This window comes from Coleofasciculus sp. H7-2 (genome assembly GCF_042747725.1).
Lineage (GTDB): Bacteria > Cyanobacteriota > Cyanobacteriia > Cyanobacteriales > FACHB-T130 > FACHB-T130.
On record NZ_JBHZGO010000086.1, the window covers coordinates 77,686 to 92,138 of the forward strand.

11 protein-coding genes are annotated in these 14,453 nt (G+C 47.2%); 10 read left to right on the forward strand and 1 reads right to left on the reverse strand.

Annotated features, from left to right (window positions below; genetic code table 11):
• Positions 1 to 20 precede the first annotated feature (20 nt).
• The 9 genes from ACFW2W_RS17730 (at position 21) to ACFW2W_RS17770 (ending at position 10,861) form a co-directional block, all read left to right on the forward strand.
• Positions 21 to 206, forward strand: coding sequence for a hypothetical protein (locus ACFW2W_RS17730; protein WP_378180898.1), 186 nt, complete (start codon positions 21 to 23; stop codon positions 204 to 206).
• 166 nt (positions 207 to 372) lie between these two features.
• Positions 373 to 1,158, forward strand: a complete 786-nt coding sequence (locus tag ACFW2W_RS17735; RefSeq protein WP_378180901.1) for a peptidylprolyl isomerase — start codon at positions 373 to 375, stop codon at positions 1,156 to 1,158.
• A gap of 283 nt (positions 1,159 to 1,441) precedes the next feature.
• On the forward strand, positions 1,442 to 4,414 hold the full coding sequence (locus ACFW2W_RS17740; RefSeq protein ID WP_378180904.1) for a peptidase domain-containing ABC transporter: 2,973 nt from the start codon (positions 1,442 to 1,444) through the stop codon (positions 4,412 to 4,414).
• Positions 4,415 to 4,745: 331 nt separating this feature from the next.
• Entirely contained in the window at positions 4,746 to 6,302 is a 1,557-nt protein-coding gene (locus ACFW2W_RS17745; protein ID WP_378181042.1) for an HlyD family efflux transporter periplasmic adaptor subunit, read from the forward strand.
• Between the two features lie 130 nt (positions 6,303 to 6,432).
• Positions 6,433 to 7,101 (forward strand): glutathione S-transferase family protein, encoded by a 669-nt coding sequence (locus ACFW2W_RS17750; protein ID WP_378180907.1) that lies wholly within the window; start codon positions 6,433 to 6,435, stop codon positions 7,099 to 7,101.
• Between the two features lie 216 nt (positions 7,102 to 7,317).
• Positions 7,318 to 8,145: a type I methionyl aminopeptidase gene (gene map / locus ACFW2W_RS17755; RefSeq protein ID WP_378181045.1), complete on the forward strand. Its 828-nt coding sequence runs from the start codon at positions 7,318 to 7,320 to the stop codon at positions 8,143 to 8,145.
• Between the two features lie 195 nt (positions 8,146 to 8,340).
• Entirely contained in the window at positions 8,341 to 8,529 is a 189-nt protein-coding gene (locus ACFW2W_RS17760; protein WP_378180910.1) for a hypothetical protein, read from the forward strand.
• Positions 8,530 to 8,696: 167 nt separating this feature from the next.
• On the forward strand, positions 8,697 to 9,356 hold the full coding sequence (locus tag ACFW2W_RS17765; protein WP_378180913.1) for a Uma2 family endonuclease: 660 nt from the start codon (positions 8,697 to 8,699) through the stop codon (positions 9,354 to 9,356).
• Between the two features lie 101 nt (positions 9,357 to 9,457).
• Entirely contained in the window at positions 9,458 to 10,861 is a 1,404-nt protein-coding gene (locus ACFW2W_RS17770) for an amidase (RefSeq protein ID WP_378180916.1), read from the forward strand.
• A 201-nt stretch (positions 10,862 to 11,062) separates the two neighbouring features.
• On the opposite strand, the gene ACFW2W_RS17775 is transcribed toward ACFW2W_RS17770, so the two are convergent.
• Positions 11,063 to 12,112, reverse strand: coding sequence for an EndoU domain-containing protein (locus ACFW2W_RS17775; protein ID WP_378180918.1), 1,050 nt, complete (start codon positions 12,110 to 12,112; stop codon positions 11,063 to 11,065).
• Between the two features lie 284 nt (positions 12,113 to 12,396).
• Between ACFW2W_RS17775 and ACFW2W_RS17780 the strand changes: the two genes are divergently transcribed.
• The gene (locus ACFW2W_RS17780; protein WP_378180921.1) at positions 12,397 to 14,208 is read left to right on the forward strand and encodes a tetratricopeptide repeat protein; all 1,812 of its coding nucleotides are present in this window, start codon (positions 12,397 to 12,399) and stop codon (positions 14,206 to 14,208) included.
• The last annotated feature ends 245 nt before the right edge of the window (positions 14,209 to 14,453 follow it).

Sequence of the window (14,453 nt, forward strand, 5' to 3'; positions counted from 1 at the left end):
ACTCAGGAGGCTCTACAAATATGAAGAATGTTTTGCAAGTTGATAATCGCAGCAGCATTGCTGAAGAAATAATTCCCATTCTGCTGGGCTGGTATGGCAACGATTGGCTATATGGCGGCGACGGTAATGATATCCTCAAGGGTTATGCTGGCAATGACACTCTCATCGGCGGTTTTGGCAATGACCGGCTGACGGGTGGTGCTTGACTCCACTTCCGGCGCTGGCTCCTAGAAAAGGGTAGAGTAAAGTTTTGTAATTTTCTGCATAATTCCTGAATTTTTGGCTGATAAGTCCATAGAGATTTGCAGATGTCAAAAGAGCGATCGCGCTCAAAATCTCAGTCGCAAACCAGAAATTCAAAGGGACTCAGGTATGACTACAGTTTTACAAATCGGTAATCGCACCATCACGACTGAGGAAATCATTCCCCTACTGGCTAGCTACCAAATGTTTCCTCAATTGCTGCGTGAGAGCATTATTGACAGTGCGATCGCTTCCTTTAACTGTACGCCTGAAGAAATTGCTCATGCTTGCGGGCATTTCTACCAGCAAAATCAACTGACTTCGGAAGCCGAACAGCAAGCTTGGCTAGAACGCTACGGGATGAGCCAAGAGCATTTAGAAGCCTTGACAACGCGGAAGTTAAGAATTGAAAAGTTTAAACAAGCGACTTGGGGTAACAAACTAGAATCTTATTTTCTCAAGCGCAAAGCTCAACTGGATCAAGCAATTTATTCGTTGATTCGGACGCAAGATCCAGGCATTGCCCAAGAACTTTATTTCCGCCTTTGGGAACAAGAGCAGTCTTTTAGCCAACTGGCGGCTGAGTATTCCCAAGGTCCTGAAGCACAAACGGGTGGAACCATCGGTCCGGTTGAGATAGGAACTCTCCACCCGCATCTGGGGAGACTGCTATCGGTTAGTCAAAAGGGTCAACTTTGGTCGCCTAGACCTTTAGGAGAATGGATGGTCATTGTGCGCCTAGAAAAGTTAGTTCCCGCCCAATTAAATGAATTCATGCGTCAACGATTGCTGCGAGAACTTTTTGAAACTTGGTTGCAAGAACAAATCGGTAAACTACCAGAATCAGATAGGATTTGGCTAGGGGCTGCAACAAATCGTAAGGTTGAGGCGATCGGTCAACTAGCAGCAGCGTAAACGAGCGATCGCTAAGTAGAGATGTCGTCGATTCAGGTGTTAAAGACGACCTTGAAAACCCGGATTTCTCTCATTAAACTATTTTGATAAACTACGGAACAGTGGTGCTAAACCTGTCAAAATGATTCAAAAGGATCTTAAGCATCACTTATTAAATTATTCTGTTTGTTTTCAGCAATAGTATCCCTTTTAGCTGTAATAGACTGTAAATATTTGAACAAGGAGGGCGGCTTTCTTTCCCATCAAGTAACAGCTTGGATGGAAGGTGCAGCCGCAAGACGGGATGACCCATACGACAATTAGTATCAAAGAAATTCTCGCTGCTATATCTCCGTTTAATCAACTGCCATCTGTTGTTTTAGAAAGAGTGGCGGCAAAATTTCAATTTTTGCGCTACCGCATGGGACAGGCAATGTTTGTGCGGGAAACAATGCCAGCGCAGATTGCCATTATCTATCAAGGGCAAGCCCGCCTTTTAGGTTATGACCCCCGGAGCCAAGCACCTGTCACCCTGAAATTATTAGAACCCGGAGAAATTCTAGGATGGGTTAGCTTAATTCGGGGAACTGCTTGCGAGACAGCGATCGCTTCTACAGAAACCATTTGTTTAATCCTCCCCGCCGCCGATTTTTTAGCTTTATTAAACCAGGAACGCTCATTTGCGGCTGCTTTTGAAAACCGTTGTTCTTTAATTGAAGTATTTGATCTCCTTGGGGAAGAACTGGCGCGTCAAGCTGACGGGACAACCAATCTCAAGGAACTGGCTTTAAAAGCTGTCTCAGAAGCAACGATTCTCAACTTACCGCCCGGAAAAACTCCCCTCAGCAAGATAGATCCCAACTTGGTATGGCTGGTGAGTGGCGGAACCGTCGCTGATTTCCCCGTAGGAAGCCGCTTGATACCGAGTACACCCGGAAATTTACACGTAGAAGGCGCGAGAGGGGTTCGTTTATTAGGCTTGCAGAAGTCCATCCTGTTTCCCTCGGAATCGAAAGGCGCGATCGCTTTAGCATCAGCGTCCCTTTCCGCTAGCACGACAACTGACTGGGAAGCGATTCCCTACGCGCCGGAACAGCCTCCCGCCGGTGAGACGACGCCCTTCAAACATGAGAAACACCCCTACATCCACGGAAGAGGTCGTTTGGATGCAACATTAGCTTGCTTCCAAATGCTGTCTCAGCACTTGGGGATACCTTTCCGGCGGGATGTGATCAAGAGAGTCTTAGTCAATCATCTCAAGCACACAGAGAGCTTGTCTCTGCAATTTTGCGGTGCTGTGGCTGAGCTAACGGGGTTGAATACTCAATTAATTAAAGTGCCTGCGGTTGCGGTATGTCGCCTGCAAGCTCCCGCCATGATTACTTGGCAAGATAGTTTTGCGATTCTTTACAAAATTAGCGATCGCGAGTTAGTGCTGGCGGTGCCAGAAGTTGGCATCTTACGCAAAAAACCAGCCCAATTCATGGAAGCCTGGGGGCCAGAAGGGGAAGTTCTGCTGCTCCGACCCACAAAAGAAGCTTCTAAAGAGCGGTTTAGTCTGCGTTGGTTTTTACCTTCTATCTATCGCTACCGCAAGGTTTTAATAGAAGTTTTAATTGCTTCCATTTTTGTACAAATCTTTGGTTTAGTAAATCCCCTGATGACTCAGGTGATTATTGACAAAGTTCTTGTACAAAACAGTATTGATACTTTATCTGTTTTAGGCATTTTCTTAGTCGTCGTCGCTGCCGTCGAAGCAGTTCTGACCAGTTTACGCACGCATTTATTTGTTGATACCACCAACCGGATGGACTTGGCTTTAGGCTCAGAGGTAATCAGTCACCTTTTACGCCTGCCTTTGTCCTATTTTGAACGGCGACCTGTTGGGGAACTCGCTACTCGCGTTAATGAACTAGAAAATATTCGCTCCTTCCTAACTGGAACTGCCTTAACTGTAGTGTTAGATGCTATCTTTTCAGTCATCTACATTGTGGTGATGTTAATTTACAGTGGAGTGCTAACGCTAGTCGCATTGGCAACAGTGCCACTGTTTGCTTTGCTAACACTTGGAGTGTCACCGATCATTCGGCAGCAGTCGCGGGTGAAAGCAGAGCGCAACGCCGAAACTCACTCTTATTTAGTGGAAGTTCTGTCAGGAATCCAAACGGTTAAGGCGCAAAATTTGGAACTGCGATCGCGCTGGCAATGGCAAGAGCGTTATGGTCGTTATATCAGTGCTGGATTTAAGACAGTTTCTACATCTACTACTGCCAGTTCGGTGAGTAGTTTTCTGAATAAACTCTCCAGTTTGTTAGTGTTATGGGCTGGAGCTTATTTAGTCCTAAAAGGAGAATTAACATTAGGACAGTTGATCGCTTTCCGCATCCTTTCCGGTTATGTAACAAGTCCGTTATTGCGATTAGTGCAATTGTGGCAAAACTTTCAGGAAACAGCTTTATCTCTTGAGCGACTGGGCGATGTTCTCGACGCCAATCTAGAAGCAGATGAAGCTGACCGTCACAACATCCTCATGCCAGTCATTCAAGGAAGCGTGAAGTTTGAAAATGTTTCTTTCAGTTTCAATCCCAGTGGATCTCTTCAGCTAAGTAACATTAATATGGAATTTCCGGCAGGGCTATTTATCGGCATCGTCGGACAAAGCGGATCGGGTAAAAGTACCTTGACAAAACTTTTACCCAGACTCTATGAGCCAAGATCGGGACGGATTATCATTGATGACTATGATATTAGTAAGGTAGAACTTTATTCCCTGCGGCGTCAGATTGGAATGGTGCTTCAGGATACTCTCTTGTTTGATGGGACGGTGCAGGAAAATATTGCGCTGACCAATCCCGATGCCAGCGATGAGGAAATCATTGAAGCCGCCAAGGTAGCTTTTTCCCACGACTTTATCATGGCTTTGCCTAACGGCTACAACACTCGCGTCGGAGAACGGGGTTCGGCTTTATCTGGGGGACAAAGACAGCGAATTGCGATCGCGCGTACCGTTTTACAAAATCCTCAGTTACTGATTTTAGACGAAGCGACCAGCGCTTTGGACTACAACGCAGAGCGACAAGTATGTTTAAATCTAGCCTCGACATTCCGCGATCGCACTGTGTTTTTTATTACCCATCGTTTAACTACAATTAGAAATGCCAATCTGATTTTGATGATGGATCAAGGTGCAGTAGTTGAACAGGGTACTCATGACGAATTAATGGCTCTCAGAGGTCGCTACTACTGTCTGTATCAACAACAAGAAGCGCAACTATAGAAATCCGAATGGGAATTGCTAATGGCTAATTGCTAATGGGTTGTTAATAACTTCCCCTCTCCCACTCTCACCCTCTCACCTTCTATTATTCAGTTCGCGAACACAGCGCCGCTACGCTAACACTCCTCAGCCCTCAGTCCTCAGCCCTCAGTCCTCAGTCCCTCAGTCCCTCAGTCCCTCAGCCCTCAGCCCTCAGCCCTCAGTCCTCAGTCCCTCAGTCCCTCAGCCCTCAGCCCTCAGTCCTCAGCCCTCAGTCCTCAGTCCTCAGCCCTCAGTCCTCAGTCCTCAGCCCTCAGTCCTCAACCCTCAATCCTCAGAACTATTGTCAGCTATGCTCCAACAAAATGGAAAACAGTCTAACGATCAACTATCTTTAGTACCCCAAATAGTCCCAAGTCCTAATACTAATCAGGAAGTAACGCCACCCGCCTCAACCTCAAACAACTTCGATCAAGCTGTTATTCTTCAACAATCCCCGACTTGGTCTCGCGCCATCGTTTGGGGAATCATGGGAATGACAACTTTTGTGATAGTTTGGGCTTCTGTATTCCAAATTGAAGAAGCCATCCCTGCAACAGGCAAACTGGAACCTCAAGGTGCTGTTAAGGAAGTTCAAGCTCCAATAGTAGGCGTAGTCAAAGAAATTTATGTCAAGGATGGGCAACGAGTCAAAAAAGGGGATAAACTGCTGAGTTTAGACTCAAAAACGGCTCAGGCTCAGCTGACTTCCCTGAATAAAATTCAGACAGCATTAAAGCAGGAAAATCAGTTTTATCGTTCGCAAATAAAAGGCGCAGGTTTCCCCACGGCGATAGATGGAGATACTGCTCAACTAAAGCTGCCATTAGAGTTAGTATCTCTGACTAAAGTCCGATCTGCTGTAGCGTCAGAAAATCAACTTTATCGCGCTCAACTAAGAGGTTCTTCCAAAGGAACAAGTCTTAGCTTAGATCAACAACAGCGTTTTCAATCGAGTCTAGCAGAACTAAATTCTCGCGTTGCGACTGCTAGGTTGGAAGCTGAACAATTGGAAAAGCAATTAAGTCAAACTCAGGTAGAGATAGCGAGTTCCAAAGACCTATTAGAGGTGAATCAGGGGATTCTCGACGATATAGAACCGATCATGAAGCAAGGAGCGGTTTCCCGCGTGCAATACCTGAAGCAGAAGCAGGATGTACGCACTCGCAAAGCTGAGGTGGATCAACTGACTCAGGAACAGAAGCGGTTACAGCTAGCGATCGCGCAAGCGAATGAAAAGCTGCAAAATACCATCGCTTTGACTAAACAAGATTTGCAAACCAAAATTGCTGAGAATGAAAAACGTCTGGCAGAAATTGACGATCAGCTAAACAAGGCAATTGTAGAAAACAACAAACGCCTTGCAGAAATTGACAGCCAAATGAGTCAAGCGGAACAAAATTTAAAATACCAAGAAATTCAAGCTCCGGTAGATGGAACCATCTTTGAGCTAAAAGCTCAGGGGCCAGGTTTTGTTACCAGTTCTACCGAACCCATTTTAAAAATTGTTCCAACTGACACTCTAGTTGCTAAAGTTTTTATCACAAATAAAGATATTGGCTTTGTTAAAGAAGGAATGGAAGCAGATATTAGAATTGACTCTTTTCCATTCCGGGAATTTGGCGATACGAAAGGTCGTTTAACCTGGATTGGCTCGGATGCTCTACCACCCGAACAAATCCGCCCTTATTATACATTTCCTGCCAAAGTTAGCTTAGATCATCAGTCTCTTTTAATTAAGGGTCGAGAAGTCCCGCTGCAATCAGGGATGTCGGTGAGTGTCAACCTGAAGGTGCGTAAGCGCACAATCATGAGCATTTTTACCGATTTATTTATGGATAAAGTTGAGGGTTTAAAGACGGTTCGCTAGTGTTTCTTAGCAGGAAGATGGAAAAATAGGGAGAGGGAAGTCTGGGAAAAGTTGCATAGGACGCGATCGCATTCGTTGCCAGACGAGCCAGCGGAGTATCCTGGGAAATAAGTTCTGGAGAGGTGTCCTCATGCTGAAGCTTTATCACACCGCCCTTTCCGCCAACTCAAGCCGCGTATGGGTGGCGCTACTGGAGAAAGAAATTCCCTTTGAGCTGGTGTCGCTCAATCTGGATGGCGATCAATTTCAACCAGAATTTCTAGCGATGAGTCCCTTCCACCACATTCCAGTTTTAGTGGATGATGGCTTTAACATCGTAGAATCCTTAGCCATCCTTGACTATCTAGAGGCAAAGTACCCCACGCCTGCCTTGCTGCCTACGGATGCCAAGGCGCTAGCAACCGTGCGGATGGTGGAAATGGTGACTGTCAACGAACTGTTGCCTGCCATGAACCCATTCGTGAATCAAATGATGGGCTTGGATACAGACGCACAGAACCTGGAGCAGTCAACGCAGAAAGTGCTGACAGTGCTGAACTTTTTTGAGAGTCTACTTGGCGACGATCGATACTTTGCAGGTAGCTCTAGTCTCACCCTCGCCGAGATTGTCGCCGGAACTGTGGTGCCGTTGTTGCCCATGCTAGGCGTTTCCTTGGATAACCATCCCAAACTGAGTGCCTGGTGTGAAAACTTAATGCAGCGTCCTGCATGGCAAAAAACCCAGCCCACTCAGGAGGCAATTGAAGCTTTTAAGCCTCGATTCAAAGAGCTGATGGCAGCGCAGCAGAACCACTCTTAATACCAGTTGGTGGCTGTAATCCTGAAACAATGCAGATGCGAGAACAACCGTCGAGCCTCCCGCCCTAGGAATGGTTTCAACAAAGTTAACTTAAGATAATAAATACCTGACAAATTAACAGGGAGAGTGCTTCCTCATTCGTCAATCACCACCAGAAGCAGTCGGGAGGAGCGATCGCTTTGCCCTGTTGACATCCCACCACTCGCCATCCGTCAAATGAACATCCTGAACAATCTGCTTTTCCAACCCGCTCAACCTCCCCGCGAGAAAAAACAACGCCGTGGCATTGAAATTAAGTCACAGCGTGAAATTGAAATCATGCGACAGGCGGCGAAGATTGTGGCAACCGTGCTGAAAGAAATTCAAGAGATGGTGCAGCCTGGTATGACAACAGCGGATTTAGATGCTCACGCCGAAAAGCGCATCCGCCAAATGGGGGCAACGCCCAGTTTTAAGGGATATCACGGCTTCCCCGCTTCGATTTGCTCTAGCATCAACAACGAAGTCGTGCATGGGATTCCCAACCCCAAAAAAGTGATTCGGACTGGCGATGTCCTGAAAGTCGATACAGGTGCTTATTTCCAGGGCTATCACGGTGATTCTTGCATCACCATCGCCGTGGGTGAGGTGACACCAGAAGCGGCTAAGTTAATCCGCGTGGCAGAAGAAGCGCTTTTTAAAGGAATTGAACAAGTTAAAGCTGGAGCCTACCTGCTCGACCTTGCAGGTGCCATTCAAGACCATGTGCTAGGCAATGGTTTTAGTATTGTGGAAGACTTCACCGGACACGGTGTTGGGCGGAATTTGCACGAAGAACCGTCAGTTTTTAATTTCCGCACCCGCGAGATGCCAAATGTCAAGCTTCGCGCTGGCATGACTTTGGCAATTGAGCCGATTTTAAATGCTGGTTCAAAGTTTACCCGCATCTTATCCGACAAGTGGACGGCAGTGACGGTGGATAATGCCCTGTCAGCTCAGTTTGAGCATACCGTGTTGGTGACGGAAGATGGATATGAGATTTTGACCGACCGCTCAAAAGTTTAATCGCTCAAAAGCACGATTGACCCACATCCTCAAGGGTGGGGCTAGACAAACAATTAGCCCTGCCTGCGCGGGCTTCTAACTTTTTCTATCTGAATAATTATAATTTGGATAAAGTGAACCCCTGTAGAGACGCGATAACCGCAAGTCTTCTACACTAAGGCGAATACTCGCGCACAACTTAAAAAGGATTGCTATATGCCTTTTCCTCTCTCTTATTCACTCCTCACTCCTCAGTCCACCCTTCGGGAAGGCGAAGCGCCTACAGTCCTCACTCCTCAGTCCTCACTCCTTAGCCCTCACTCCTTAGCCCTCACTCCTCAGTCCTCACTCCTCAGTCCTCACTCCTCAGTCCTCAGCCCTCACTCCTCAGTCCTCACTCCTTAGCCCTCAGTCCTCAGTCCTCAGTCCTCACTCCTTAGCCCTCACTCCTCAGTCCTCACTCCTTAGCCCTCAGTCCTCAGTCCTCACTCCTTAGCCCTCAGTCCTCAGTCCTCACTCCTTAGCCCTCAGTCCTTAGCCCTCAGTCCTTTCTCAAGACAGCAGGTGGCAAGATGTACCAAACAGCGCAAGAGTTGGAAGCAAAAATGCCAGATGCTACAAAACTTTTGAGCGATGAACCAGAGATGGAAAGTTCTCTACATTACAAGCAACTTGCTTTATTAGTGAGTTGCTTAGAATGGTTTTGGCGTAATCGGAATGATTTTTTTATTGGCGCGAATCTGACAGTTTATTTTAGTCGGCAGCAACTGCGAAATCGAGATTTTCGAGGACCAGATTTTTTTCTAGTAAAAAATACCGAAAAACGCGATCGCACTTCTTGGGTAGTTTGGGAAGAAGAAGGCAAATATCCCGATCTGATTATCGAATTGCTTTCGACTTCAACGGCTAATATTGACCGAAATTTAAAAAAAGACCTGTATCAAAACCGATTTCGCACACCGGAATACTTTTGGTTCGATCCAGAGGATTTTGAATTTGCGGGTTTTCGGCTGGTAGGAGAACAGTATCAAGCGATCGCGCCAAATTATTCTGGCTGGCTGTGGAGTGAGGTTCTAGATTTGTATTTGGGTGTAGAAGCCGGAAAATTGCGCTACTTTACCCCAGAAGGTGTTTTGGTTCCCACGCCAGAAGAGGCAGCAGAACAAGAACGAAGACGAGCGGAACGATTGGCGGAACAACTGCGATCGCTTGGTGTCGAGCCGGATAATTAAACGAAGAAGCGATCGCGTGAAACAATGTAAATTGACCTAGGATTTTATTGCCTAGACGCGCTCAGGCGTTCAAGATTAAGTAGCGATCGCCCAAAGTTCCCATGAATCAAACTGATTTAGCTTTTACCCCAGCGATAGAACAGGCGCGGCTCATCCGCAGCAAACAAGTATCACCGCTAGAGTTGGTGGAACTTTACCTGGAACGCATTCAGAGACTAGATTCCCAACTGGGGAGTTATTTTACCGTCATGGCAGAAATGGCGCTTGCCGATGCCAAGGCGAAAACGGAAGCATTGGCAGGCAACACAGAGCAATTTCCGCCCTTTTTTGGGGTACCCATTTCGATTAAAGACCTCAACCCCGTTGCCGGTGTTCGCTGTACCTACGGAACAGCCGCGCTGATGGACAAAATCGCCGCTTATGATGATGCCGTGGTGACGCGGATTAAGCTGGCTGGATTTACGATTCTCGGTAAGACAGCGACTTCTGAACTAGGTTCTTTCCCTTATACAGAACCTCCGGCGTTTCCACCCGCCCGGAATCCCTGGAATCTAGACTATACACCAGGGGGATCGAGTGGTGGCGCAGCGGCGGCTATGGCGGCGGGATTGTGCGCTCTAGCTCAAGGTTCTGATGGCGGGGGTTCGGTGCGCGGTCCCGCCGCTTGTTGTGGTTTAGTCGGCATTAAGCCCTCAAGGGGTCGGGTGTCTTATGCACCCGTGGGCGATCATCTAAATGGCATTGCCACCAATGGCTGCTTGGCGCGTAACGTTGCCGATGCTGCCGCCCTTCTGGATGTCATGTCTGGTTATGTCACGGGCGATCCCTACTGGTTGCCCGATCCTGGAACGACTTTTCTGGCAGCAACTGCCCAAAAATTGGGGTCTTTGCGGATTGCTTTTTCCACAGCAATTCCCCCTATAGGCGAAGCCGATTCGGCATCTGGGCAAGCAGTCCAAAAAACTGTGCAATTGCTAGAAGAAATGGGTCATACCGTTGAACCCGGATGTCCCGATTTCACCGATTTGATCAAACCTTTTGCCAAAGTTTGGCAAGCTGGCGTGGCGGCGACGGGGATTCCTGGCGACTACCTGGAACCGATGAATCGCTGGATGTTAGAGCAATCCGGTTCCGTGGGTGAGTATTTGCAAGCGGTGACTCAGATGCAAATTACGGCGCGGCGCATTGTTGCCTTTTTTGACAACTATGACGTTTTGGTACTGCCAATTTATATGCATCAGCCAATCCGGATTGGGGAGTGGGCGCACCTGAATCCGGAGGAAAGATTGCAGAAAATCATTCAGTGGATCGCGCCCTGTCCCCCATTCAATGCCACCGGACAGCCTGCAATCTCACTTCCGACTGGTTTTGACGCCAACGGGTTGCCAATCGGCGTGCAGTTGGTGGGACGCCCCGCTGACGAAACCACGTTGATTGCCCTTGCTGCACAACTAGAAGCTGCAAAACTTTGGAGCGATCGCCGCCCTGACTTTGCAGCGTCATAAAACCGATATCTGTTTCTCGTTCCCCAGCTGAGATGGGGAACGAGGCTAAATTAAGCCCCAATACAGTTTAAGGAAGCCATAGAAGCAGTGTCTATTGAATGCGCGATCGCGCCTTTACTTCAGACGCACTGGACGAGCATCAATAATTGCCAGGTGCTAGCTGGAAACGAACAGAACCAGAGTTATGCAAGATGTGAGCAATTAACTTCTGCAAGCTTTTCCTCTAGGAGTCGCATCAGGATAAAAAGTAACAATCGCATCTCGACTCTTGACAAAAACCGCCTTATAAGATTTCTTTGTCTCATCATCTTGCACTGTTAGAATGCAAGCTCCCTGAGCATTTCCCTGCGCTTTTAATGCTTTCGTTGCATCTATTAATATTTCTTTGGCATCGCTGACGAGAGCATAGCCTTTGATCTCATCCTTCCAACTTTGACCATCCTTTTTGATGAATATTCCTAGCGTATAAACTAACCCAGGAACCACCTCTTCTTTCTGCAAATTATTAGAAAGTCTCCCCCCAATTCCTTGTTCTTGCAATTCCCGATATCTGCCAAAAAAGTGCATTCCGCCAATCTTAGTTGACCCTTCGAGTTCACCGCAAAAAATATGTTCAAAGCCGCCTCTCTCAGACCAAGCAACTGTTAGATCGTCGAGAAATTCTGCTTCTGTGCTGCGGACGGCACGCAGTTTACCGCCTACCGCTTGTTGAATCTCTCGCAGTACATCTCGATTTTCTGACATCAATGTTTTGAAAGCACTTGCTGTAACTTGGCTGCCAATCGACCTGCAGGTTCTCAACACCGCTTGGTCAAAAACACTGAGTTGGGGTAATGGCGGTGTGATGTCTGCTTTTTGATGGCGCGGAAAGCCATGAAGCTCTAGGTTGTTAACATTATCAAAAAAGGGCAGTACTGATGTCGATGACTGCGTTACGGTGCCATTCGGTCGAGAACTCGCATCTGTTGTGGGGGAAAAATTACCACAATCAGCACTAACCCAGCGGCGTTCTGGCTTAGCACCAGGGACTGCGATCTGAATAAACTTTCGCTTCGGAGAATTGAAGCCAACTGCTTGATAACGCTGACCGTTTGAGACTTGAATATTACCCGGATTGATCCCGTTAATTGCCCGTGGTGCTACACAAGTGCGTGTGGCGGTGAAGGTTCCAGAGGGTGGGACTTGAGCGTAAGCAGCCTCTATTGAGAGTAGCGGAATGATTCCGAGTAAGAAAATGGCAAATCTAAACATTGGGCTGGCGCTTAGACTAAGTAAAAAATTACGTTGCATAATTTTTAAGGTAAAAATCCGGAAGATTACGCTCATAGATGAGGGCGTTGACAGAGTATATTCAAGTGTTTTTATAAAAATCCGGACATTTATTGTAGGCTCCCTAAGCTATTGCTCTTTTCCAAAGTTTTTTACGTGGACAAGAGTTTATTTTACTTTACAGTCAAGCAGCAAAATATTAATTTTGGCAAGAAGATGACTTGTGGTTTTATGCTATTCTGAAAGTCTAAAATTAAGCTCTCGCTATGGCAGAATACGGCAATTTGAAGAAGGCGATCGCATTGCTAGGGCAATCCCGCAGAGAGAAAAAGGCGAACAAAAGATTTTTTACTTTTAGTTTATTTCTGTTAAGTGTTTATTGTGTAAGTGTTAATTTTTACGGCTCCAAGGCTTTACTAGCTCAGCCAGCGCCGCAGCCACCGCTGGAGTTGAAGGACATTGATTACTGGGCGAGTTTGTGTGACTTATTGGGGGACGAGAAGAAATATGCAGAAGCCGTCGCGGCTTGCGACCAAGCGATCGCTCTCGATCCCAAAAAGCCGAAAATCTGGACTGACCGAGTGGATGGGCTGCTAGGACAAGCAAAATACACCGAAGCCCTGGTTTCCGCTGATAAGGCTATCCGCCTCAAACCCAACTATTCCCTGGCTTTGGCGGATCGGTGCATCGCCCTAGCCAACTTAGGCAAATATGAAGACGCGATCGCCTCTTGCGACAAAGCACTCAGAGGCGATGGAAATTGGGAGAACAATACGCCGCTCTTGGCTTGGTATAATAAAGGATTAGCGCAAAAGAAGTTGGGACAGAATACGGAGGCGATCGCTTCTTTTGACCAAGCCTTAGAAATAAAATCGGATTATTCTTTAGCTTTAGCGGATCGATGCGCCGCACTTTCTGCCTCCGGGCAATATTCCCAAGCGATCGCCGCTTGCGATCTGGCGCTTAAAAGTGATGCTGATTGGGGCGCTGGAACTCCAGCCGTCGCCTGGTACAACCGAGGCGTGGCGCTCAAAAAATTAAGTCAGTACCAAGAAGCGATCGCTTCTTACGATCAAGCTTTGGCGCTGAATCCCACAGACGCCACCGCTTGGACTGAACATGGCGTTTTGCTGTCGCTGGTGGGCAAGTACGCCCAAGCACTCCCCTCTCAGGAAATGGCAGTTAAATTGAGTCCCAGTTACTCTCTGGCGTTGGCGAACCAGTGCGCGACGCTAAACAAAGTCAGCAAGTACGAAGACGCCGCCGCCGCCTGCGATAAAGCATTGCAAGGAGATGGGAGATGGGGTGATTTAAGTCCATCATTAGCCTGGGATCAGCGGGGGAATGCCTTAGCCGGACAAGGCAAGTATGAAGAAGCATTAGCATCTCACGATCGCGCGATCGGTCTTAACCCTGATTACCCTGAAGCTTGGAACAACCGCAGCGTTACCCTGTGGTTTTTGGGAAGATACTCCGAAGCGATCGTTTCTAGCGATCGCGCCACTACCCTCAATCCTAACTATGCCCAAGCTTGGTTCAACAAAGGCAGAATACTTAGGACAGTAAAAGACTATCCCAAGGCACTCGCCGCTTACGATCAAGCGATTAAGAATAGCGATCCGAACTTAAATCAATCGCTTCTTGCTGATATTTGGGCGAACCGAACTGTGGTGTTATGGCATTTGGGAAGATACCCCGAAGCCCTCGCCTCTAGCGATCGCGCCATTAGCCTCAATCCTGAATTATCTCAGGCTTGGTACAACCGAGGCGTCGTGTTAGTCGCTTTAGAACGGTATGAAGAAGCGATCGCAGCTTACGCCCAAGCGATTCGCATTACTCCCAATGATGCGAATATTCTGGCAGGTCGAGGCGTCGCCCTCTTGATGTTAGATCGGTTAGAAGAAGCGATCGCTGTCTTTGATGAAGTTTTGAAACTCGATCCAAAAAACACCTTAGCGCTGGAAAACAAAACCCTAGCGACGCAAAAATTGACAGAAAAGAAGTTGGAAGAACAAAAGTTGGAAGAGGAAAAGAAAGAAAGCCTCCCGCCACCCAAAGTATTACCCATTAAGAAGTAACAAAGAAGGGGTTTATTGTAATACGTCCCTTAGTTCTGCTTAAAATGACATTTAGGAGTACAAACGGTGTGTTTATCAACTCAGGGCTGTTTCATTCCCACCCAGTCAATACGGTTCATTTAAAGTTAAAAATCCCAAATCTGCGTAGGTTGGGTTGAGGTACGAAACCCAACAAATGCTTATGCGTGTTGGGTTTCGTACCTCAACCCAACCTACAACTTAAAATGACATTTAGGAGTACAAAC